This is a genomic window from Enterobacter sp. UNJFSC 003 (assembly GCF_036903355.1).
GTDB lineage: Bacteria > Pseudomonadota > Gammaproteobacteria > Enterobacterales > Enterobacteriaceae > Enterobacter.
Window position 1 is genome coordinate 1 of sequence record NZ_JBAKHK010000019.1, and the last position, 21,095, is coordinate 21,095.

Genomic DNA, 21,095 nt, shown 5'->3' on the forward strand with positions numbered 1-21,095 from the left:
TGGAGCGGGAAACGAGACTCGAACTCGCGACCCCGACCTTGGCAAGGTCGTGCTCTACCAACTGAGCTATTCCCGCAAATCTGTACTGCTTTTGTAGCTGTCGTAACGTGTAATTCTCTGTCGTTACGGGAGGCGCATTATACGAGAAATCCGTTTAGCTGCAACCCCCCTTAAAGCGATTTTTTCGAAATTCAGTTCAAGTGCTTATTTAATCGGCAAGCTGAACAATTTAACGGCAAAAACCCGCTCACGCAAGGCGCCTGGTCGCAAAATCACAGCTTAATAAAGTTTTCGCGGTAGTACGCCAGTTCCGCGACGGACTCTCGAATGTCATCCATCGCCTGATGTGTCCCCTGCTTTTTAAAGCCGTCCAGGATTTCAGGTTTCCAGCGACGCGCCAGCTCTTTGAGCGTGCTGACATCCAGGTAGCGATAATGGAAATAGGATTCCAGCTCCGGCATATACTTAAACAGGAAACGACGATCCTGGCCAATACTGTTGCCGCAGATAGGTGATTTGCCTGCCGGAACCCACTGTTTCAGGAACTCAAGCGTCGCCAGTTCCGCTTCGCGGTCGCCCATGGTACTCGTCTTCACACGCTCAACCAGGCCACTGCCGGTGTGGGTACGCACGTTCCAATCATCCATCAGCGCAAGCTGATCGTCTGACTGATGAACCGCAATCGTTGGCCCTTCCGCCAGAATATTCAGGTTTGCATCGGTGACCAGTGTTGCAATTTCAATGATGCGATCGCGCTCGGGATCCAGCCCGGTCATTTCAAGATCGATCCAAATCAGGTTGTTTTCATCCGCGCTCATGTTATTTTCCACCCTTCTCGCATAACCGGCAGTAGCAGGTTAACTAGTATTAATTAGAGTGTATCATAGAGGTTTTGCCCATCATGGGCGACCAGGAGCCAGCGCGATTGAGTAAAAATAAACTCTCCAAAGGGCAGCAGCGCCGCGTCAACGCCAATCACCAGCGCCGTCTTAAAACCACTTCGGAGAAGCCGGATTACGACGACAACCTGTTTGGCGAAGCGACAGAAGGTGTCGTAATTAGCCGTTTTGGTATGCATGCCGATGTCGAATCCAGCGATGGTGATATCCACCGCTGTAATATCCGTCGCACCATCCGTTCACTGGTCACCGGTGACCGCGTGGTATGGCGTCCGGGCAAGCAAGCTGCAGAAGGGGTGACGGTTAAAGGCATCGTTGAAGCCGTACACGAACGCACGTCGGTACTGACCCGCCCGGATTTCTACGATGGCGTAAAACCGATTGCTGCTAACATCAACCAGATCATTATCGTGTCGGCGATTTTGCCCGAGCTGTCGCTCAACATTATCGACCGTTATCTCGTTGCCTGCGAAACGCTGCAGGTTGAACCAATCATTGTCTTGAACAAAATCGATCTGCTGAATGACGAAAGCATGGCCTTCGTGAATGAGCAGATGGATATCTACCGTAAAATCGGCTATCGCGTGCTGATGGTCTCCAGCCACACGAAAGATGGCCTGAAGCCGTTAGAAGAAGCTCTGACCGATCGCATCAGCATCTTTGCAGGCCAGTCAGGCGTGGGTAAATCGAGTCTGCTGAATAACCTTCTCGGCCTCCAGCAAGAGATCCTCACCAACGATGTCTCGAATGTGTCTGGTCTGGGTCAGCACACCACCACTGCCTCGCGTCTGTATCACTTCCCGCACGGCGGTGACGTCATTGACTCCCCGGGCGTACGTGAGTTCGGCTTGTGGCACCTCGAACCGGAACAAATCTTCAACGGATTTGTCGAATTCCATGATTATTTAGGTGCATGTAAATATCGCGACTGTAAACATGATAACGATCCGGGCTGCGCCATCCGGGAAGCGGTAGAGAAAGGTGAAATTGCGGAGACCCGCTTCGAGAATTATCACCGCATTCTTGAGAGCATGGACGAAGTAAAAACGCGTAAAAACTTTTCTGATTCTGATAACTGACAACTAAGCTAAGCATCGCTAAAATCGTCCCCCTTTTTCAGGTTCCGGCTGCTTACAGCCGGATCAGGAACGACAAACAATGGCCTGGAGGCTACCTTGTTAAACTCATTTAAACTTTCGCTTCAATACATTCTGCCAAAACTGTGGCTCACTCGCCTGGCGGGCTGGGGCGCGAGCAAACGAGCGGGCTGGCTGACCAAACTGGTCATCGATCTGTTTGTGAAATACTACAAGGTCGACATGAAAGAGGCGCAGAAGCCAGATACCGCCAGCTATCGCACCTTCAACGATTTTTTCGTTCGCCCGCTGCGTGACGAAGTCCGTCCGTTAAACACCGATCCTAACGTACTGGTGATGCCTGCTGATGGTGTGATCAGCCAGCTCGGCAAAATCGAAGACGACAAAATTCTGCAGGCAAAAGGCCACAACTACAGCCTTGAAGCGCTGTTGGCGGGTAACTACCTGATGGCGGATCTGTTCCGTAATGGCTCGTTTGCCACAACGTATCTGTCACCGCGCGACTACCACCGCGTGCACATGCCGTGTAATGGTATTCTGCGCGAGATGATCTACGTGCCGGGTGACCTGTTCTCCGTCAACCACCTAACCGCGCAAAACGTCCCAAATCTGTTCGCCCGTAACGAGCGCGTCATCTGTCTGTTTGATACTGAATTTGGCCCAATGGCACAGATTCTGGTGGGTGCTACCATTGTAGGCAGCATTGAAACCGTCTGGGCAGGCACTATCACCCCGCCACGCGAAGGCGTTATCAAGCGCTGGACCTGGCCTGCCGGTGAGGCAGAAGGCTCCGTAGCCCTGCTGAAAGGTCAGGAGATGGGTCGCTTCAAGCTGGGTTCTACCGTTATTAACCTGTTTGCGCCGGGTAAAGTGAACCTGGTTGAACAGCTTCAGAGTCTGTCGGTGACCAAACTGGGTCAGCCGCTGGCCGTTTCTACCGAAACCTTCGTGACGCCTGACGCAGAGCCTGCGCCGCTGGCAGAAGAAGAGATTATTGCCGAGCATGACGCCAGCCCGCTGGTTGACGACAAGAAAGACGAAGGCTAACAACAGAAGGATCGCTGACGTGCGCCCGATTATCGTATTACTGATGGCCTGGTGCCTCAGCATGGGGGCGTACGCAGCGACAGCCCCCGACGCCAAACAGATAACCCAAGAACTGGAGCAGGCAAAAGCGGCCAAACCCGCTCAGCCAGAGACCGTCGAGTCGCTCCAGTCCGCACTGAACGCGCTTGAGGAGCGGAAAGGCTCCCTTGAGCGCGCTCAGCAATATCAGCAGGTTATTGACAACTTCCCCAAACTCTCGCAAACGCTACGCACGCAGCTTAATAACCTGCGCGATGAACCGCGCGATATTCCCGCGGGCATGACCTCCGATGCACTGAATCAGGAGATCCTGCAGGTCAGTAGCCAGCTTCTGGAAAAAAGCCGTCTGGCGCAGCAGGAGCAGGAGCGCGCGCGCGAAATCGCCGATTCACTCAGCCAACTGCCGCAACAGCAAACCGACGCACGTCGTCAGCTAAATGAGGTCGAACGTCGCGTTGGCACACAGACGGGCAACACGCCGCAAAGCCAGGCGCAAAATCTTGGGCTTCAGGCCGAGTCCGCGCGGCTCAAAGCGCTGGTCGATGAGCTGGAGCTGGCGCAGCTTTCCGCCAATAATCGCCAGGAGCTGTCCCGGATGCGCTCTGAACTGGCGCAAAAGCAGAGCGAGCAGCTTGACGCTTATCTTCAGGGGCTGCGTAACCAGTTAAACAGCCAGCGCCAGCGTGAAGCAGAGCGTGCGCTTGAAAGTACGGAATTGCTGGCAGAGAACAGTGAAAACCTGCCAGCCGGTATTAACGAACAGTTCAGGATTAACCGCGAACTTTCTGCCGCCCTGAACCAGCAGGCGCAGCGTATGGATCTGGTTGCCTCTCAACAGCGGCAGGCCACCAATCAAACCCTGCAGGTACGTCAGGCGCTTAATACCCTGCGCGAACAGTCTCAGTGGCTGGGCTCATCAAACCTGCTGGGCGAGGCCTTACGTGCGCAGGTCGCCCGCCTGCCGGAAATGCCAAAACCACAGCAGCTAGATACCGAGATGGCCCAGCTGCGCGTACAGCGCCTGCACTTTGAAGATCTCCTCAACAAACAGCCGCAAATCCGCCAGATACGTCAGGCCGATGGCCAACCGCTCACCGCCGAGCAAACCCGTATCCTGGAAGCCCAGATGCGCACGCAGCGCGAGCTTCTGAATTCCCTGCTGCAGGGCGGCGATACGCTGATTCTGGAGCTGACCAAGCTGAAGGTCTCCAACAGCCAACTTGAAGATGCGCTGAAAGAGGTGAACGAGGCCACGCACCGTTATCTCTTCTGGACTTCTGACGTCCGTCCAATGACCTTCTCATGGCCGATTGAGATTGTTCAGGATCTGCGCCGCCTGATTTCGCTGGATACCTTCAGCCAGCTGGGCCAGGCCAGCGTAATGATGCTGACCAGCAAAGAGACTATCTTCCCGCTGCTGGGTGCGTTGATTCTTGTCGGTTTCAGCATTTACTCGCGTCGGCATTTCACCCGCTTCCTGGAACGCTCCAGCGCCCGGGTAGGCAAAGTGACCCAGGATCACTTCTGGCTGACCTTGCGCACTGTGTTCTGGTCGATTCTCGTCGCATCACCGCTGCCGGTGCTGTGGATGACGTTGGGATATGGCCTGCGCGAAGCGTGGCCGTATCCGCTCGCCGTGGCGATTGGCGATGGTGTGACGGCCACCGTGCCGCTGCTGTGGGTGGTTATGATTTGCGCCACCTTTGCCCGTCCGAACGGCCTGTTTGTCGCCCACTTTGGCTGGCCGCGCAACCGCGTCGCGCGAGGCATGCGCTACTACCTGATGAGCATCGGGCTTATCGTGCCGCTGATCATGGCGCTGATTATGTTTGATAACCTCAACGATCGGGAGTTCTCCGGTTCGCTGGGCCGCCTTTGCTTTATGTTGATTTGCGGCGCGCTGGCGATGGTTAAGCTCAGTCTGAAGCGTGCCGGTATACCGCTGTATCTCGATAAAACGGGCAGCGGCGATAACATGTTCAACCGCCTGCTGTGGAACATGATGCTCTCCGCACCGCTGGTCGCGATGCTGGCAGCAGCGGTTGGCTATCTCGCCACCGCTCAGGCGCTGCTAGCACGACTGGAAACGTCAGTTGCCATTTGGTTCCTGCTGCTGGTGGTCTATCACATTATCCGTCGTTGGATGCTCATCCAGCGCCGCCGTCTGGCATTTGACCGCGCCAAACATCGACGGGCTGAAATTCTTGCCCAGCGTGCACGAGGCGAAGAAGAGCCAAACCACGTCAACAGTACCGAAGGGGCGACGGATGCCGACGAAGTGGAGCTGGATCTGGATGCCATCAGTACTCAATCATTACGATTGGTGCGTTCCATTCTGATGCTGATTGCCCTATTGTCGGTGATTGTCCTGTGGTCAGAAATACATTCCGCATTCGGCTTCCTGGAAAATATTTCACTGTGGGATGTAACGTCCACGGTGCAGGGCGTAGAAAGCCTGGAGCCGATTACCTTAGGTGCCGTGCTGATTGCCATTCTGGTGCTGATCATCACTACGCAGCTGGTCCGTAATTTCCCGGCGCTGCTGGAGCTGGCGCTGCTCCAGCATCTGGATTTAACGCCCGGCACAGGCTATGCCATTACCACCATCACCAAATACCTGATCATGTTGTTTGGTGGGCTGGTTGGCTTCTCAATGATCGGTATTGAGTGGTCGAAGCTGCAGTGGCTGGTCGCGGCCCTGACCGTAGGTCTGGGCTTTGGTTTGCAGGAGATCTTCGCCAACTTCGTGTCCGGCTTGATTATTCTGTTTGAAAAACCGATCCGTATTGGCGATACGGTGACGATCCGCGATCTGACCGGTAGCGTCACCAAGATCAACACGCGTGCCACGACCATCAGCGACTGGGATCGCAAAGAGATCATCGTGCCGAACAAGGCGTTCATCACCGAGCAGTTTATTAACTGGTCGCTGTCCGACTCCGTCACCCGTGTGGTGCTGACGGTGCCTGCGCCATCAGACGCCAACAGCGAAGAGGTCACGCAGATCCTTTACACTGCAGCAGAACGTTGTTCACTGGTGATCGATAACCCGGCACCGGAAGTATTCCTCGTTGATTTGCAGCAGGGGATCCAGATTTTCGAGCTGCGAATCTATGCCGCCGAGATGGGGCACCGTATGCCGCTGCGTCATGAGATCCACCAGCTGATTCTGGCGGGCTTCCGCGAGCATGGTATTGATATGCCGTTCCCACCGTTCCAGATGCGTCTGGAAAGTCTGGGGGGGAATAAAACGGGGAGAACGCTGTCGTCAGCAGGGCGTAAGCGTCCGGCAGGAAGTTTATAACGCTGGCCTCTTCCGTTCGGGAAAAGCAGGCCGGGTGGTAAGCGTAGCGCCACCCGGCATTTTTTTAGGCGCGATCGACCGTAAACGCGATCACCTCGCCCAGCTGTTCTGCGCCCAGAGCCAGCATCACCAGGCGATCCACACCCAGTGCGACGCCGGAACAATCCGGCAGACCCGCTTTTAGAGCTTCCAGCAGGTTGTTATCAATCGGCTGCTGCGGCAGATCGCGCGCGGCGCGCTTGCGGTTATCTTGCTCAAAACGCTGCTGCTGTTCGCGTGCGTCGGTCAGCTCGTGGAACCCGTTCGCCAGCTCAATACCTTTGTAATAGACCTCAAAACGTTCCGCCACGCGGTGATCTTCAGTGCTGATCTGCGCCAGTGACGCCTGGCTTGCCGGGAAGTGATAGACAAACGTCGGACGGTCTTTACCAATCTGGGGTTCAACGCCAAAGGTGAACAGCAGCTGCAGGAGCGTGTCACGATCTTCTTCGGTATCCGCCACGTTGCTGAGATCAAGTTTCGCCGCCACGTCACGCAGCTGGGTTTTATCCGCTGACAGGGGGTCGATCTCCAGATGGCGCTGGAAGGCCTGCTGATAGGAGAGCGTTTCTGCCTCTGCGCAGTCCAGAACCTGTTGCAGCAGATCGTCTACCTCATTCATCAAGCGGTACATATCGTAGTGCGGGCGATACCACTCCAGCATCGTGAATTCAGGATTGTGATGACGCCCCATCTCTTCATTGCGGAAGCTACGACACAGCTGATACACCGGGCCACAACCTGCAGCCAGCAGGCGCTTCATATGATATTCCGGGCTGGTCATCAGATAGAGGTTCATGCCCTGAGAGTGACCAGGACCGACGAAACGGGTTTCAAACGGGACCAGATGAATATCCGTTACCGTTGCCTGACTCATGCACGGCGTTTCCACCTCAAGAACTCCGCGGTCGGCAAAGAAACGGCGAATTTCCGCCATAATTGCTGCGCGTTTTAACAGGTTTGGGATGGATGCGCTCGGCTGCCAGGTGGCCGTTTCGCTCATGAGTTTTTCTCCGATTTCAGACAAGGGCACGAAGTCTACTCGTAAGCCGTGGCGGAGACAAATTTTGCGCAGTAAAAGCCCCTTTTTCATTATGAAGAAAAATAACGTGACGGGATTCATCAATCACGATGATAAATCACCGCACAGAACAGCAAAAAAATCGAACGCGTCAAATTTCCCCGATGTCCATGCGGTTATACTGTTTTACCCATAAAGGAGCAGTGGAAACGCTTTCGCAATTGTCCGTTCGGACAGGTGAGCTACCTTTAGCTCAACGCGTTGCGGAAAAACAAAAATCTGGAGGAATGTCGTGCAAACTTTTCAAGCCGATCTTGCCGTAATAGGCGCTGGCGGAGCTGGATTACGTGCTGCAATTGCTGCAGCACAGGCTAATCCTAACGCTAAAATCGCACTGATTTCAAAAGTCTATCCGATGCGCAGCCACACGGTAGCCGCAGAAGGAGGATCCGCCGCCGTTGCGCAGGATCATGACAGCTTCGAATACCATTTCCACGACACGGTTGCAGGGGGCGACTGGCTTTGCGAACAGGATGTCGTTGACTACTTCGTACACCATTGTCCAACAGAAATGACCCAGCTTGAGCAGTGGGGATGCCCGTGGAGTCGTCGTCCCGACGGCAGCGTTAACGTTCGCCGCTTCGGTGGAATGAAAATCGAACGTACCTGGTTTGCCGCCGATAAGACCGGCTTCCACATGCTGCATACTCTGTTCCAGACCTCCCTTCAGTTCCCACAAATTCAGCGCTTTGATGAACATTTCGTCCTCGACATACTGGTTGATGATGGCCAGGCGCGTGGTCTGGTGGCAATGAATATGATGGAAGGCACGCTCGTCCAGATCCGCGCCAATGCGGTGGTGATGGCAACGGGCGGGGCGGGCCGCGTTTATCGTTATAACACCAACGGCGGTATCGTCACCGGCGACGGTATGGGCATGGCGCTCGGCCACGGCGTGCCGCTGCGCGACATGGAATTCGTGCAGTATCACCCAACCGGTCTGCCGGGCTCCGGCATTCTGATGACGGAAGGCTGCCGCGGCGAAGGCGGTATTCTGGTCAACAAAAACGGCTACCGCTACCTGCAGGATTACGGCATGGGCCCGGAAACCCCGCTCGGCGAGCCGAAGAACAAATACATGGAGTTGGGCCCGCGCGACAAAGTCTCTCAGGCCTTCTGGCACGAGTGGCGCAAAGGCAACACCATCTCTACGCCGCGCGGTGATGTGGTCTACCTCGACCTGCGTCACCTCGGCGAGAAGAAACTGCTGGAACGTCTGCCGTTCATCTGCGAACTGGCAAAAGCCTACGTGGGGGTCGACCCGGTGAAAGAGCCGATTCCGGTTCGTCCTACGGCTCACTACACCATGGGCGGCATCGAAACCGATCAGCAGTGCGAAACCCGTATTAAAGGGCTATTCGCCGTGGGCGAGTGCTCCTCTGTCGGTCTGCACGGCGCTAACCGTCTGGGGTCTAACTCACTGGCAGAACTGGTCGTCTTTGGCCGTATGGCGGGCGAACGTGCAATGGAGCGCGCCGCAACTGTGGGCGAAGCAAACAGTGCCGCACTCGACGCGCAGGTCGCTGACGTTGAAAAACGCCTGAAAAACCTGGTCAACCAGGAAGGTAACGAGAACTGGTCTAAAATCCGCGACGAGATGGGCCTGTCGATGGAAGAAGGCTGCGGGATCTACCGTACACCTGAGCTGATGCAAAAAACCGTCGACAAACTGGCGGAACTGCAGGAACGCTTCAAACGCGTGCGTATCACCGACACGTCCAGCGTGTTCAATACCGACCTGCTCTACACCATTGAACTGGGCCACGGGCTGAACGTGGCGGAGTGCATGGCGCACTCGGCGCTGGCGCGTAAAGAATCACGCGGCGCACACCAGCGTCTTGACGAAGGCTGCACAGAGCGTGACGACGTCAATTTCCTCAAACACACCCTCGCCTGGCGCGATGCGGACGGTACGACCCGTCTGGACTACAGCGACGTGAAGATCACCACGCTGCCACCAGCGAAACGCGTGTACGGTGCCGAAGCAGAAGCCGCCGAGAAGAAGGAGAAGGCGAATGGCTGAGATGCAAAAACTGAACGTTGAAGTGGTGCGTTACAACCCGGAAGTGGATTCTGCACCCCACAGCGCTTTCTACGAAGTCCCTTACGACGAGCAAACCTCACTGCTGGATGCGCTCGGTTATATTAAAGACAACCTGGCACCTGACCTCAGCTACCGCTGGTCTTGCCGCATGGCCATCTGTGGCTCCTGCGGCATGATGGTCAACAAAGTGCCGAAGCTGGCCTGTAAGACCTTCCTGCGTGAATACACCAAGGGCATCAAGGTTGAAGCGCTGGGCAACTTCCCGATCGAGCGCGATCTGGTGGTCGATATGACCCACTTTATCGAAAGCCTGGAAGCCATAAAGCCGTACATTATTGGCAACCCGCGTACGCCGGATCAGGGCCCTAATACCCAGACGCCAGCGCAGATGGCGAAATACCATCAGTTCTCCGGCTGCATCAACTGCGGTCTGTGCTACGCCGCCTGTCCACAGTTCGGCCTGAATCAGGAATTCATTGGCCCGGCCGCGATTACTCTGGCGCATCGTTATAACGAAGACAGCCGCGACCACGGTAAAAAAGAACGTATGGCGCAGCTTAACAGCCAGAACGGGGTCTGGAGCTGTACTTTTGTGGGCTACTGCTCCGAAGTCTGTCCGAAGCATGTCGACCCGGCCGCCGCTATTCAGCAGGGTAAAGTGGAAAGCTCGAAAGACTTTCTTATTGCTACCCTGAAACCACGCTAAGGAGTGCATGATGACGACTAAACGCAAAGCCTATGTTCGGCCGATGCCGTCCACCTGGTGGAAGAACCTGCCGTTTTATCGCTTCTATATGCTGCGTGAAGGCACTGCAGTACCCGCGGTCTGGTTCAGCCTGGAGCTGATGTACGGCGTGTTCGCCCTCAAACATGGCCCTGAAACCTGGGCCAACTTTGTTGGGTTCCTGCAAAATCCCATCATCGTTGTACTGAACCTGATTGTGCTCGCAGCAGCGCTCCTGCATACCAAAACCTGGTTTGAACTGGCGCCAAAAGCGGCAAATATCATTGTTAAAGGCGAAAAAATGGGGCCAGAGCCTGTTATTAAAGGGCTATGGGCAGTGACGGCCATTGTCACTGTGGTCATTTTGTTTGTCGCACTGTTCTGGTAAGGAGACGACTGTGATTAATCCAAATCCAAAACGCTCTGACGAGCCGGTCTTCTGGGGCCTGTTCGGCGCAGGCGGTATGTGGAGCGCCATCATTGCACCGGTCATCATCCTGCTGGTTGGCATTCTGCTGCCGCTGGGGCTGTTCCCGGGCGATGCGCTGAGCTATGAGCGCGTGCTGGCATTCGCGAGCAGCTTTATTGGCCGTGCGTTTATCTTCCTGATGATCGTCCTGCCGTTGTGGTTAGGCCTGCACCGTATTCACCATGCGATGCATGACCTGAAGATCCACGTGCCGAACGGCAAATGGGTTTTCTACGGTCTGGCAACCATTCTGACCGTCGTGACGCTGATTGCAGTGGTCACCATTTGATATTCAGGCCCGCCGTTTGGCGGGCCTGTTATTTCTGCATCTTCCCCACCAGCCACTGAGCAAATTCGCGCATTGCGGGGGTTTCTGCTCGTGACTGCAGTCTCGTTAGCCAGTAGCTCCCCATGTCTATCTGCGTCGTAAAGGGCTGCACAATCCGCTCGCTGTTCAGCAAATGAGTAAACATATCGACAGGGGCGATGGCAATCCCCACACCCGCCTGCGCCGCCTCCAGCATGGTAACGGACGAATCAAATACCATCACCCGATGCGTCGGCGAGGGAGCATGTTCTCCCGCCGCCTGCATCCAGGCCGCCCACTCGTCACGCCGGTAGGAGCGCAGCAGCGTAAACTTAAGGATGTCGGCAGGAGTATGCAATTTGCTGGCGAGATCGCGCGTGCAAAGCGGAGCCAGAGGGGCATAACACAGAAACGTCGACTCGGTGCCGTGCCACGCGCCTCCGCCGTAGCGAACCGTATAATCAAGCCCTTCGGCAGCCGGATCGACGCGATTGTTATGGGTCGAAAGTTGGAGATCGATATGCGGATAGCTGCGGCGAAAATCCTCAAGCAGTGAGAATAAAACGCCGATGGCAAACGTCCCCACCACGCCAATTTTCAGCTTCTCCTGAGCAAGATGATTTGCAAAGCGATCCAGCATCCCGGCGATTCGATCGAACGAGTCATTTAGCACCGGCAGCAAATTCTCACCTTCAGTGGTCAGCATCAACCCACGCGAAACGCGGACAAAAAGCTGGCAATTAAGGTGCTGCTCCAGCGTCTTAACATGCTGACTAATGGCGGAATGGGTAACATTCAGCTCGATCGCAGCATGCGTAAAGCTAAGATGCCTTGCGGCAGCTTCGAAAGCACGAAGCGAATTAAGAGGGAGATAGCTGCGCGTCATTGCCTCATCCGTTAGAAAAATTAACAGCTCATGCTAAATTTAACCGTTTGTCAGGCACAGTCAAATCCAACAGACTACGCTCGTCTGATGGGCCCGGACACACCTTGATTCGCCCTTATGGAAGATAACTGATGATGAAAAAATCCCTTTGCTGCGCCCTGCTGCTTGGCGTCTCTTATGCCAGCGTTGCGGCCCCCCTGTCTGACAAACAGATGGCAGACTTGGTAGCCGGTACTGTTGAGCCCCTGATGAAGGCACAGTCCATTCCGGGTATGGCCGTGGCCGTGATTTATCAGGGCAAACCACATTATTTTACCTTCGGCAAAGCCGATATCGCCGCGAACAAACCCGTCACTCCGCAAACGTTGTTTGAGCTGGGCTCTATAAGTAAAACCTTCACCGGCGTGCTGGGTGGCGAGGCGATTGCTCGCGGTGAAATTTCTCTGGCTGACCCGGTAACCCATTATTGGCCTGAGCTGACGGGTAAGCAGTGGCAGGATATTCGCCTGTTGGATCTGGCAACCTATACCGCGGGAGGTTTGCCGCTACAGGTGCCGGATGAGGTAACTGACGATGCCTCTTTGCTGCGCTTCTACCAGACATGGCAGCCGCGGTGGAAACCGGGCACGACACGTCTCTACGCCAATGCCAGTATTGGTCTCTTCGGTGCACTGGCGGTTAAGCCTTCCGGAATGCGCTTCGAGCAGGCGATGACGGAGCGCGTCTTAAAGCCTCTTAAGCTTTCCCACACCTGGATTAACGTTCCGAAAAGCGAAGAGCAGCACTACGCCTGGGGCTATCGGGAGGGGAAAGCGGTCCACGTTTCACCCGGCATGCTGGATGCCGAAGCGTATGGCGTGAAAACCAACGTACAGGACATGGCGCGCTGGGTGATGGCCAACATGACCCCCGACACCCTACAGGATGCCTCACTGAAAAAAGGGATTACCCTGGCACAGTCTCGTTACTGGCGAGTGGGATCAATGTATCAGGGGCTGGGCTGGGAGATGTTGAACTGGCCGGTAGAGGCGGAAACAGTGGTCGATGGCAGTGACAACAAGATTGCCCTGGCGCCATTGCCTGCGGTAGAAGTGAATCCCCCGGTGGCGCCGGTAAAAGCATCATGGGTCCATAAAACAGGCTCGACCGGTGGGTTTGGCAGCTATGTTGCTTTTATTCCTGAGAAAGATATCGGTATTGTGATGCTGGCGAATAAAAGCTATCCGAACCCAGCGCGGGTAGAGGCAGCTTTCCAAATCCTTAACGCTCTCCACTGATCGCCCGGCGGCGCTACGCTTGCACGGGCCTGCTATGCAGGCTGGGTAAGCGCGGCGCCACCCGGCAAAATATCCCGCGCATCCCCCGCTTTTTCCTTGCTGTCATCTACACTTAACAAAAAACAGTAAGGAAACACCTATGCGCATTCTGCCTGTTATTGCCGCAGTAACAGCCGCGTTTTTAGTGGTTGCCTGCAGTTCCCCTACTCCCCCTCCCGGCGTCACCGTCGTCAGCCCTTTTGATGCGCAACGCTTCCTCGGAACATGGTATGAAATCGCCCGCATGGACCATCGGTTTGAACGGGGTTTAGAGAAAGTCACGGTAAACTACAGTGCGATGGATGATGGTGGTATTCAGGTCGTTAACCGGGGCTATAATCCGGAACGGCAGATGTGGCAGCAGTCGGTAGGTAAGGCATACTTTACCGGTAATCCAGGCAGGGCCGCGCTGAAAATCTCATTCATTGGCCCGTTCTATGGCGGGTATAACGTGATCGCACTCGACAAAGAGTACCGACACGCCCTGATCTGTGGGCCGGATCGCGACTATCTGTGGATACTCGCCCGCACGCCAACCATTTCTCCCGAAATGAAACAGCAAATGTTGGACGTCGCAACCCGGCAAGGGTTTGATGTGTCGAAGTTGATCTGGGTTGAGCAACCTCACTAAGGCGTGCTGAGCTTCAATCCGATAATCCCAGCCACAATCAAGGCGAGGCTGGCAATACGCGCCAGACTCGCTGACTCCCCCAGGAGCAGAATGCCGGTAATGGCAGCCCCAACGGCACCGATGCCCGTCCAGACGGCATACGCCGTTCCTACAGGCAGGGAGCGCATCGCCCATGACAACATCACGATACTGACAATCATCGCGGTAACGGTGATGACGCTGGGCATCAGACGGGTAAAGCCGTGGGTATATTTGAGTCCAATCGCCCACACAACTTCGAGCAGACCGGCAATAAAGAGAACAATCCAGGACATTTCAGGCTCCTTAACTTAACAGTTAGTTGGGGCCGTCCCCGAGGGTGGAAGCGCTTGCGGGTCGTCCCGTAAGGCAAAGATTACGTGCCATATTTTGGTTAGCGTGCGATTTTTTTTCAATCCCTTTTTTGCTGAACATGTTAAGGCAAGAAATAGCCGCAGTATGGCGCGCAGTTCAGGCATTTATCACTCATCCGACTTCTCTATGATGATGTGCTTTCTGATGGCAGGAAGCCAAACCACTAGCCGACTGCGAATCTACTATGTTCAAAATTCTTTTGATTGACCGTTGTCACTTCACCCGCACCGGGTTTGAAGCGTGGCTCAATCGTACCGGTTTGTTTCCTGACCACTTCGTGGTGACCAGCCTTAATAACCTTATTTTGGCCAGAGAGCATATCCAGCAATGGAAGCCCACGGTGATTATTGCTGACCTGCATGGGTTTAGGCAGGACATTAACCACTTCCAGCAACTCTCTTCCCTGTTGAATGCCAGCGAAACGGTCCCTTTCATTTTGCTTCAGTCAGGGGAAGAACAGGAGATGACGGGCTACCTGTCGCAGTTCCCTGTATGGTCCTCGCTGATGAAAAATATCGGTCTGGATCAGTTGGCGACGGTCATTAACGACGCCTTAACGTCTTGCGCCAGCATTGAAATACCCAAGGTTGCAGCACCTCTGCTGACCCGTCAGGAGGAGAAAGTACTCACGATGTGGATGGACGGAGCAAGCAATCAGAAGATTGCCAGTTACTTGAGCATTAATGGGAAAACAGTTTATACCTACAAACGCAACATCCGCATGAAACTGCATATGGACACGCGCTTTTCGCCGTTTTTATCTCTACAGGAAGTGGAGAATTGACGGTACGGTGAAATATACGCGCCGTACCGTCCATGCTTGATTAGTTCTGAGCTTTTGTCGCCGCACCGGAGATTGCGCTACCACCGTCAGAGATATCTTCCCCTACACCGCGGGTGGTGTTACATGCAGTCAGCAGTGTGGAAAGCACCAGAACAGAAAAGATCGCTGCAATTGTTTTCTTAACCATAATATCTTCCTTTTATAGCCAAAGTTATTTTGTGTATAGCAACTTAAGAATAGACAAGATCCCGGCGATTGACGGTAAAGGAAGCATTTTTAGGAAAATTAGAAGAAATTAGCTGGCCGCGTGAGTAATGATATGGCCGAGATCCTGGATATCTTCACCGACGCCACGCGCGGTATTACACCCGGAAAGAAATGCGCTGGACAGCGCTAACAGAAGCAGAATTTTAACGGTACGTTTCATCATCCCTGCCTGCAAAAATCAGGCGCAGCGGGCGCTGCGCCTTATATCTACATGAATTACTTCACGCGGGATACGTATTCGCCGGAGCGGGTATCCACTTTGATCACTTCGCCAGTCTGTACGAACAGTGGAACTTTAACCACTGCACCGGTAGACAGCTTAGCAGGCTTACCGCCAGTACCTGCGGTATCACCTTTCAGACCTGGATCGGTTTCAACGATTTCCAGTTCTACAAAGTTTGGTGGGGTTACCGCGATAGGCTGGCCGTTCCACAGGGTCACGATGCACTCAGCCTGATCCAGCAGCCATTTAGCGCTATCGCCTACGGCCTTCTCGTCAGCAGACAGCTGTTCGAAAGTAGAGTTGTTCATGAAGTGATAGAACTCACCGTCGTTGTAGAGGTAAGTCAGGTTCATATCAACGACATCTGCGCCTTCAGCGGAGTCAGTAGACTTGAAGGTTTTTTCTACACGGGTGCCGGTCAGCAGGCGGCGCAGCTTAACGCGCGCAAAAGCCTGGCCTTTACCTGGTTTAACGAATTCGCTGGCTTCAACCGCATAGGGTTCGCCGTCCATCATGATTTTAAGACCAGCACGAAAATCGTTGCTATAGTACGTTGCCATAAGGCCCTCTAAATTTGTTAACTGGTAGCTAAGCCACAAAATGGCGCATATTGTAACCCTAAACACCCCGTCCAGAGAAGATTGGTTATCGCAACTTGCCGATGTAATCACCAGTCCTGATGAATTGCTGCGTCTTTTAGACCTTGAACAGCATAAAGAGCTGCTGGCTGGCCGTGAGGCTAAGCGGCTATTTGCCTTGCGTGTCCCCCGCGCATTTGTGGCCCGTATGGCGAAAGGCGATCCTGACGATCCATTATTGAAACAGACGCTTACGTCACAAGATGAGTTTGTGACCGCGCCGGGTTACAGTACCGATCCGCTCGAAGAACAGAACAGCGTGGTGCCGGGTTTACTGCACAAGTATCTGAACCGTGCCCTGCTGCTGGTAAAAGGCGGCTGCGCGGTAAATTGTCGTTATTGCTTCCGCAGACACTTTCCGTATGCCGAAAATCAGGGTAATAAACGCAACTGGCAGGTCGCGCTGGACTATATCGCCGCCCATCCTGAGCTGGATGAAATTATTTTTTCCGGTGGCGATCCGTTGATGGCGAAAGACCACGAGCTGGACTGGCTCTTGTCCCAGTTGGAAGCCATTCCGCACATTAAGCGTCTGCGCATTCACAGCCGTTTACCGATTGTCATTCCGGCACGTGTCACTGACGGCCTGGTTTCGCGCCTGGAGCAGTCTCGACTGCAGGTCCTGCTGGTGAACCACATTAACCACGCGAACGAAATTGACGATGCCTTTCGCGCGGCGATGGCGCGTCTGCGTAAAGCGGGAGTGACGCTGCTGAACCAGAGCGTACTGCTGCGTGGCGTAAATGATAGCGCCCGCGTGCTGGCTAACCTAAGCAATGCGCTGTTTGATGCGGGTGTGCTGCCTTATTACCTGCACGTGCTCGATCGCGTTCAGGGAGCGGCACATTTCATGGTCACGGATGAAGAAGCCCGGCAGATTATGCGCGAACTGTTAACGCTGGTTTCAGGCTATATGGTGCCGAAGCTGGCACGTGAGATTGGCGGGGAACCGAGCAAAACGCCGCTGGATTTGCAGCTACGACAGCGCTAGCGTCCACTGACCCTCTCCCCAAAGGGGAGAGGGAAAAGCACTCAGTTCGGGCATTTATAAACCTGGCCGTTCATCTGGCTGGCGGTTGGCACGAAGCTGGACAGCATACCCTGCGTCGGACTGCTTACACCGTAAATCACGTTACCACCCATGGCTGCGGCCTGATTACGCAGCGCATTTGCGGCACCGCGCATAGAGCCACCCTCTTCGCCATGTTGACCCGACATCCAGTTACTTTGCTCGCCAGTGGCGGTACCTAACAGCTGGCATTCGCTGCCCGGCTTATCTTCCACAAAGCGAACGCTCTGGCCCGCAGCCGACAGCTCATTGCTGGAGCTACATCCCGCCAGCAGCAATGCTGCCCCTACAATCCCTGCACAGACTTTAATGCGCATGTTATTCCTCGGTTTCAATAAGCTGGACAGGAGTTGTCCGTGTGTCAATCTTATACCTAAAAGATGAACAAAAGAAAAACCCCCGAGCATTTCTGCCCGGGGGTTTTCTTATTTCTAAGACGTAAAGCGCACGATTACATCATGCCGCCCATACCGCCCATGCCGCCCATGCCACCAGCACCTAAGTCAGGCGCATCGCCTTTTGGCAGGTCGGTCACCATGCACTCGGTAGTGATCATCAGGCCAGCTACAGATGCCGCGTACTGCAGAGCAGAACGGGTCACTTTAGTTGGGTCCAGGATACCGAAGTCGATCATGTTGCCGTATTCTTCAGTTGCAGCGTTGTAACCGTAGTTACCTTCGCCCGCTTTCACGTTGTTGGTCACAACAGATGGCTCTTCACCGGCGTTGGACACGATCTGACGCAGTGGAGCTTCCATTGCGCGCAGCGCAACTTTGATACCCACGTTCTGATCTTCGTTCTGAGCAGTCAGGTTAGCCAGTTTAGCGGCAACGCGCACCAGAGCAACACCACCACCAGCAACCACGCCTTCTTCTACTGCAGCACGGGTCGCGTGCAGCGCATCGTCAACGCGTGCTTTTTTCTCTTTCATTTCAACTTCTGTCGCAGCGCCTACTTTAATGACCGCAACACCGCCAGCCAGTTTCGCGACGCGTTCCTGCAGTTTTTCACGGTCGTAGTCAGACGTTGCTTCTTCGATCTGCTTACGGATCTGACCAACGCGGCCCTGAATAGCGGCTTCTTCACCCACACCGTCGATGATGGTGGTGGTGTCTTTGTTGATCACAACGCGTTTAGCCTGGCCGAGGTCTTCCAGGGTCGCTTTTTCCAGCTCCATACCGATCTCTTCAGAGATCACAGTACCGCCAGTCAGGGTTGCGATATCCTGCAGCATTGCTTTACGACGGTCGCCGAAACCAGGTGCTTTAACCGCAGCCACTTTCACGATGCCGCGCATGGTGTTAACCACCAGAGTCGCCAGCGCTTCGCCTTCAACGTCTTCCGCGATGATAACCAGTGGTTTGCCTGCTTTCGCAACGGCTTCCAGTACTGGCAGCATTTCACGGATGTTAGAGATTTTCTTGTCAGCCAGCAGGATGAACGGGCTTTCCAGCTCAACAGCGCCAGTTTCTGGCTTGTTGATGAAGTATGGGGACAGATAACCGCGGTCGAACTGCATACCTTCAACCACGTCCAGTTCGTCTTCCAGGCCGGTACCGTCTTCAACGGTGATCACGCCTTCTTTACCGACTTTGTCCATCGCTTCTGCGATCAGTTTACCTACGGTTTCGTCGGAGTTAGCGGAGATAGTACCTACCTGAGCAATGGCTTTAGAGTCAGAGCACGGTACGGACAGCGCTTTCAGTTCTTCTACAGCGGATGCAACAGCTTTGTCGATACCACGTTTCAGATCCATTGGGTTCATACCCGCTGCAACGGCTTTCAGACCTTCAGTGATGATAGCCTGAGCCAGTACGGTCGCGGTGGTGGTACCGTCACCTGCAGCGTCGTTCGCTTTAGAGGCAACTTCTTTCACCATCTGCGCGCCCATGTTTTCGAACTTGTCTTCCAGCTCGATTTCACGTGCAACAGAAACACCGTCTTTGGTGATGGTTGGCGCGCCGAAGGATTTATCCAGCACTACGTTACGGCCTTTCGGGCCCAGGGTCACTTTAACTGCGTCTGCCAGTACGTTTACGCCGCGGAGCATTTTTACACGAGCGTCGTTACCGAATTTTACGTCTTTAGCTGCCATGTTCTTATTTCCTCAAATTCTCGTGCGTAAATTACGCTTCAACAATTGCCAGAATGTCGCTCTCGGACATGATCAACACTTCTTCATTGTCGATCTTCTCGGATTTCACGCCGTAGCCATCGTTGAAAATTACGATGTCACCAACTTTAACGTCCAGCGGCTGCACAGTTCCGTTTTCCAGGATGCGGCCCTTACCGACAGCGATGATTTCGCCACGCGTTGATTTGGCTGCTGCAGAACCGGTCAGAACAATGCCGCCAGCAGACTTGGTTTCAACTTCTTTACGTTTGACGATCACACGATCATGTAACGGACGAATACTCATTGATAGCTCTCCTTTGAGAAAGTCATTATCAGTTATGGATGACGTCGGACCGCACGCGGTTTTCCGACTAGTGCCCTGAGAGATGGGGTTAGCTTTTTCTCCCTTCAAGGGGGGAGACGAAAAAAAATTTGCGAAAGTGTTACCATCGCCTCTCTTTTGATGGTGGCAGGACGAAGTCAATGAGTGGACTCAAGCAGGAATTGGGGCTGGCGCAGGGCGTTGGTTTACTCTCAACGTCCTTGTTAGGCACGGGCGTTTTTGCTGTCCCTGCGCTGGCCGCGTTGGTAGCAGGAAATGACAGCCTGTGGGCGTGGCCCGCTTTGATTGTGTTGGTTTTTCCTGTGGCGATTGTCTTTGCCATACTGGGGCGCCATTTCCCCAGCGCAGGCGGCGTCGCGCACTTCGTGGGCATGGCATTTGGCCCGCGTCTGGAACGCGTCACCGGCTGGCTCTTTCTTTCTGTCATACCGGTTGGCTTGCCCGCGGCATTGCACATCGCGACCGGCTTTGCGCAGGCGCTGTTTGGCTGGCACAACGAACAACTGCTGCTGGCCGAACTGGGCACTCTGGCGATTGTCTGGTGGGTCGGCTCGCGCGGAGCCCGTTCCAGCGCCAATCTGCAGACGCTGGTCGCAGTACTGATCGTCGCACTTATTGCTGCTATCTGGTGGGCGGGAGATATCTCCGTTCACGAGATCCCCTTCCCGCCGGTGACCGATGTCGCACCTTCGCAGCTGTTCTCGGCATTATCCGTGATGTTCTGGTGTTTTGTCGGGCTGGAGGCTTTCGCCCATCTAACCTCTGAGTTTAAGCAGCCGGAACGAGATTTCCCCCGCGCCCTGATGATCGGCCTGCTGTTGGCGGGCACCGTTTACTGGGCCTGTACCGTGCTGGTGCTGCACTTCAACGCCTTCGGTGCGGATAAAGCCGCCGCCGCCTCGCTGCCTGGGATTGTGGTTCAGCTGTTTGGCGTAAAAGCACTGTGGGTGGCCTGCGTTATCGGCTATCTGGCCTGTTTTGCCAGCCTGAATATCTATATTCAGAGCTTTGCACGCCTGGTGTGGTCGCAGGCATTGTCTAAACCTGACTGCCGCCTTGCACGCCTGTCAAAACGTCAGCTTCCGTTGAATGCGCTGAACGCGGTTTTAGGCTGCTGCGTACTGAGCTCTCTGTGCATTTACGGGCTGGATATCAATCTGGATGCGTTGATCGTCTATGCCAACGGCATCTTCATTATGATTTATCTGCTGTGCATGCTGGCGGGCTGCCGTCTGCTGAAAGAGCGCTTTAAAGCGCTGGCGGTGGTCGGGGGCGTGCTTTGCCTGCTGCTGCTGGCAATGGTCGGATGGAAGAGTTTGTACGCGATTATCATGCTGGCGGCGCTGTGGATGTTTTTACCGACACGCCGCCCATAGGCC

22 protein-coding genes and 1 tRNA gene are annotated in these 21,095 nt (G+C 54.6%); 12 read left to right on the forward strand and 11 right to left on the reverse strand.

Translation table 11 applies throughout. The features are described 5' to 3' along the window. Positions 1-76: transfer RNA gene (locus V5P19_RS22270), tRNA-Gly, on the reverse strand. Positions 77-272: 196 nt separating this feature from the next. Continuing rightward, positions 273-818 carry an oligoribonuclease gene (orn, locus tag V5P19_RS22275; protein ID WP_334407631.1) on the reverse strand — a complete coding sequence of 182 codons (546 nt, stop codon included), beginning with the start codon at positions 816-818 and terminating at the stop codon, positions 273-275. A 107-nt stretch (positions 819-925) separates the two neighbouring features. Here orn and rsgA point away from each other — a divergent pair, with 107 nt between their 5' ends. From rsgA to mscM, 3 genes are all read left to right on the forward strand, one after another. Beyond that, complete coding sequence (rsgA, locus tag V5P19_RS22280; protein ID WP_334407633.1) at positions 926-1,978, forward strand: small ribosomal subunit biogenesis GTPase RsgA; 1,053 nt, start codon at positions 926-928, stop codon at positions 1,976-1,978. Between the two features lie 96 nt (positions 1,979-2,074). Beyond that, the gene (asd, locus tag V5P19_RS22285) at positions 2,075-3,043 is read left to right on the forward strand and encodes an archaetidylserine decarboxylase (protein ID WP_334407635.1); all 969 of its coding nucleotides are present in this window, start codon (positions 2,075-2,077) and stop codon (positions 3,041-3,043) included. 19 nt (positions 3,044-3,062) lie between these two features. Continuing rightward, complete coding sequence (mscM, locus tag V5P19_RS22290) at positions 3,063-6,386, forward strand: miniconductance mechanosensitive channel MscM (protein WP_334407637.1); 3,324 nt, start codon at positions 3,063-3,065, stop codon at positions 6,384-6,386. Positions 6,387-6,450: 64 nt separating this feature from the next. On the opposite strand, the gene epmA is transcribed toward mscM, so the two are convergent. Beyond that, positions 6,451-7,428, reverse strand: a complete 978-nt coding sequence (gene epmA, locus V5P19_RS22295; protein WP_334407639.1) for an elongation factor P--(R)-beta-lysine ligase — start codon at positions 7,426-7,428, stop codon at positions 6,451-6,453. Between the two features lie 310 nt (positions 7,429-7,738). Here epmA and frdA point away from each other — a divergent pair, with 310 nt between their 5' ends. Genes frdA through frdD form a run of 4 tightly spaced genes read left to right on the forward strand, consistent with a single transcriptional unit; the run spans position 7,739 to position 11,032 of the window. Continuing rightward, entirely contained in the window at positions 7,739-9,529 is a 1,791-nt protein-coding gene (gene frdA, locus V5P19_RS22300) for a fumarate reductase (quinol) flavoprotein subunit (protein ID WP_334407641.1), read from the forward strand. Then, positions 9,522-10,256, forward strand: coding sequence for a succinate dehydrogenase/fumarate reductase iron-sulfur subunit (locus V5P19_RS22305; RefSeq protein ID WP_334407643.1), 735 nt, complete (start codon positions 9,522-9,524; stop codon positions 10,254-10,256). The genes frdA and V5P19_RS22305 overlap by 8 nt, the downstream gene beginning before the upstream one ends. Positions 10,257-10,266: 10 nt before the next feature. Beyond that, positions 10,267-10,662 (forward strand): fumarate reductase subunit FrdC, encoded by a 396-nt coding sequence (gene frdC / locus V5P19_RS22310; RefSeq protein WP_334407688.1) that lies wholly within the window; start codon positions 10,267-10,269, stop codon positions 10,660-10,662. Between the two features lie 10 nt (positions 10,663-10,672). After that, positions 10,673-11,032 (forward strand): fumarate reductase subunit FrdD, encoded by a 360-nt coding sequence (frdD, locus tag V5P19_RS22315; RefSeq protein ID WP_334407644.1) that lies wholly within the window; start codon positions 10,673-10,675, stop codon positions 11,030-11,032. A gap of 28 nt (positions 11,033-11,060) precedes the next feature. Here the strand turns inward: frdD and ampR are convergent, their stop codons facing one another. Next, positions 11,061-11,936: a LysR family transcriptional regulator AmpR gene (ampR, locus tag V5P19_RS22320; RefSeq protein ID WP_334407646.1), complete on the reverse strand. Its 876-nt coding sequence runs from the start codon at positions 11,934-11,936 to the stop codon at positions 11,061-11,063. Positions 11,937-12,067: 131 nt separating this feature from the next. Between ampR and blaACT the strand changes: the two genes are divergently transcribed. Further along, positions 12,068-13,213 carry an ACT family cephalosporin-hydrolyzing class C beta-lactamase gene (gene blaACT, locus V5P19_RS22325; RefSeq protein ID WP_334407649.1) on the forward strand — a complete coding sequence of 382 codons (1,146 nt, stop codon included), beginning with the start codon at positions 12,068-12,070 and terminating at the stop codon, positions 13,211-13,213. 139 nt (positions 13,214-13,352) lie between these two features. After that, on the forward strand, positions 13,353-13,883 hold the full coding sequence (locus tag V5P19_RS22330; RefSeq protein WP_334407651.1) for a lipocalin family protein: 531 nt from the start codon (positions 13,353-13,355) through the stop codon (positions 13,881-13,883). On the opposite strand, the gene sugE is transcribed toward V5P19_RS22330, so the two are convergent. Further along, on the reverse strand, positions 13,880-14,197 hold the full coding sequence (sugE, locus tag V5P19_RS22335) for a quaternary ammonium compound efflux SMR transporter SugE (protein ID WP_334407653.1): 318 nt from the start codon (positions 14,195-14,197) through the stop codon (positions 13,880-13,882). The two genes, V5P19_RS22330 and sugE, sit on opposite strands and share 4 nt — an antisense overlap. 263 nt (positions 14,198-14,460) lie before the next feature. Between sugE and V5P19_RS22340 the strand changes: the two genes are divergently transcribed. Beyond that, complete coding sequence (locus V5P19_RS22340) at positions 14,461-15,060, forward strand: LuxR C-terminal-related transcriptional regulator (protein WP_334407656.1); 600 nt, start codon at positions 14,461-14,463, stop codon at positions 15,058-15,060. Between the two features lie 40 nt (positions 15,061-15,100). Here the strand turns inward: V5P19_RS22340 and ecnB are convergent, their stop codons facing one another. From ecnB to efp, 3 genes are all read right to left on the reverse strand, one after another. Further along, entirely contained in the window at positions 15,101-15,247 is a 147-nt protein-coding gene (gene ecnB, locus V5P19_RS22345; RefSeq protein WP_334407658.1) for a lipoprotein toxin entericidin B, read from the reverse strand. Positions 15,248-15,355: 108 nt separating this feature from the next. Continuing rightward, positions 15,356-15,487 carry an entericidin A/B family lipoprotein gene (locus V5P19_RS22350; protein WP_334407689.1) on the reverse strand — a complete coding sequence of 44 codons (132 nt, stop codon included), beginning with the start codon at positions 15,485-15,487 and terminating at the stop codon, positions 15,356-15,358. 56 nt (positions 15,488-15,543) lie between these two features. Continuing rightward, positions 15,544-16,110: an elongation factor P gene (efp, locus tag V5P19_RS22355; protein WP_010427766.1), complete on the reverse strand. Its 567-nt coding sequence runs from the start codon at positions 16,108-16,110 to the stop codon at positions 15,544-15,546. Between the two features lie 40 nt (positions 16,111-16,150). Here efp and epmB point away from each other — a divergent pair, with 40 nt between their 5' ends. Then, positions 16,151-17,179: an EF-P beta-lysylation protein EpmB gene (gene epmB, locus V5P19_RS22360; RefSeq protein ID WP_334407660.1), complete on the forward strand. Its 1,029-nt coding sequence runs from the start codon at positions 16,151-16,153 to the stop codon at positions 17,177-17,179. Positions 17,180-17,220: 41 nt separating this feature from the next. On the opposite strand, the gene V5P19_RS22365 is transcribed toward epmB, so the two are convergent. The 3 genes from V5P19_RS22365 to V5P19_RS22375 all read right to left on the reverse strand — a co-directional run bounded on the left by V5P19_RS22365 (position 17,221) and on the right by V5P19_RS22375 (position 19,677). Continuing rightward, on the reverse strand, positions 17,221-17,574 hold the full coding sequence (locus V5P19_RS22365) for a DUF4156 domain-containing protein (RefSeq protein ID WP_334407662.1): 354 nt from the start codon (positions 17,572-17,574) through the stop codon (positions 17,221-17,223). Between the two features lie 134 nt (positions 17,575-17,708). Then, a complete protein-coding gene (gene groL, locus V5P19_RS22370) occupies positions 17,709-19,352 on the reverse strand; it encodes a chaperonin GroEL (RefSeq protein ID WP_334407665.1) in 1,644 nt (547 codons plus the stop codon). A 31-nt stretch (positions 19,353-19,383) separates the two neighbouring features. Beyond that, on the reverse strand, positions 19,384-19,677 hold the full coding sequence (locus V5P19_RS22375) for a co-chaperone GroES (RefSeq protein WP_003855929.1): 294 nt from the start codon (positions 19,675-19,677) through the stop codon (positions 19,384-19,386). 179 nt (positions 19,678-19,856) lie between these two features. Here V5P19_RS22375 and yjeH point away from each other — a divergent pair, with 179 nt between their 5' ends. Further along, positions 19,857-21,092 (forward strand): L-methionine/branched-chain amino acid transporter, encoded by a 1,236-nt coding sequence (yjeH, locus tag V5P19_RS22380; RefSeq protein WP_334407667.1) that lies wholly within the window; start codon positions 19,857-19,859, stop codon positions 21,090-21,092. Positions 21,093-21,095 lie beyond the last annotated feature (3 nt).

Bases quoted from the DNA above. Each gene is read 5' to 3' on its own strand.
- orn (WP_334407631.1), bottom strand. From the start codon at position 818: ATGAGCGCGGATGAAAACAACCTGATTTGGATCGATCTTGAAATGACC.
- epmA (WP_334407639.1), bottom strand. From the start codon at position 7,428: ATGAGCGAAACGGCCACCTGGCAGCCGAGCGCATCCATCCCAAACCTG.
- V5P19_RS22305 (WP_334407643.1), top strand. From the start codon at position 9,522: ATGGCTGAGATGCAAAAACTGAACGTTGAAGTGGTGCGTTACAACCCG.
- frdC (WP_334407688.1), top strand. From the start codon at position 10,267: ATGACGACTAAACGCAAAGCCTATGTTCGGCCGATGCCGTCCACCTGG.
- ampR (WP_334407646.1), bottom strand. From the start codon at position 11,936: ATGACGCGCAGCTATCTCCCTCTTAATTCGCTTCGTGCTTTCGAAGCT.
- blaACT (WP_334407649.1), top strand. From the start codon at position 12,068: ATGATGAAAAAATCCCTTTGCTGCGCCCTGCTGCTTGGCGTCTCTTAT.
- V5P19_RS22330 (WP_334407651.1), top strand. From the start codon at position 13,353: ATGCGCATTCTGCCTGTTATTGCCGCAGTAACAGCCGCGTTTTTAGTG.
- sugE (WP_334407653.1), bottom strand. From the start codon at position 14,197: ATGTCCTGGATTGTTCTCTTTATTGCCGGTCTGCTCGAAGTTGTGTGG.
- V5P19_RS22340 (WP_334407656.1), top strand. From the start codon at position 14,461: ATGTTCAAAATTCTTTTGATTGACCGTTGTCACTTCACCCGCACCGGG.
- ecnB (WP_334407658.1), bottom strand. From the start codon at position 15,247: ATGGTTAAGAAAACAATTGCAGCGATCTTTTCTGTTCTGGTGCTTTCC.
- V5P19_RS22350 (WP_334407689.1), bottom strand. From the start codon at position 15,487: ATGAAACGTACCGTTAAAATTCTGCTTCTGTTAGCGCTGTCCAGCGCA.
- efp (WP_010427766.1), bottom strand. From the start codon at position 16,110: ATGGCAACGTACTATAGCAACGATTTTCGTGCTGGTCTTAAAATCATG.
- epmB (WP_334407660.1), top strand. From the start codon at position 16,151: ATGGCGCATATTGTAACCCTAAACACCCCGTCCAGAGAAGATTGGTTA.
- V5P19_RS22365 (WP_334407662.1), bottom strand. From the start codon at position 17,574: ATGCGCATTAAAGTCTGTGCAGGGATTGTAGGGGCAGCATTGCTGCTG.
- groL (WP_334407665.1), bottom strand. From the start codon at position 19,352: ATGGCAGCTAAAGACGTAAAATTCGGTAACGACGCTCGTGTAAAAATG.
- V5P19_RS22375 (WP_003855929.1), bottom strand. From the start codon at position 19,677: ATGAGTATTCGTCCGTTACATGATCGTGTGATCGTCAAACGTAAAGAA.
- yjeH (WP_334407667.1), top strand. From the start codon at position 19,857: ATGAGTGGACTCAAGCAGGAATTGGGGCTGGCGCAGGGCGTTGGTTTA.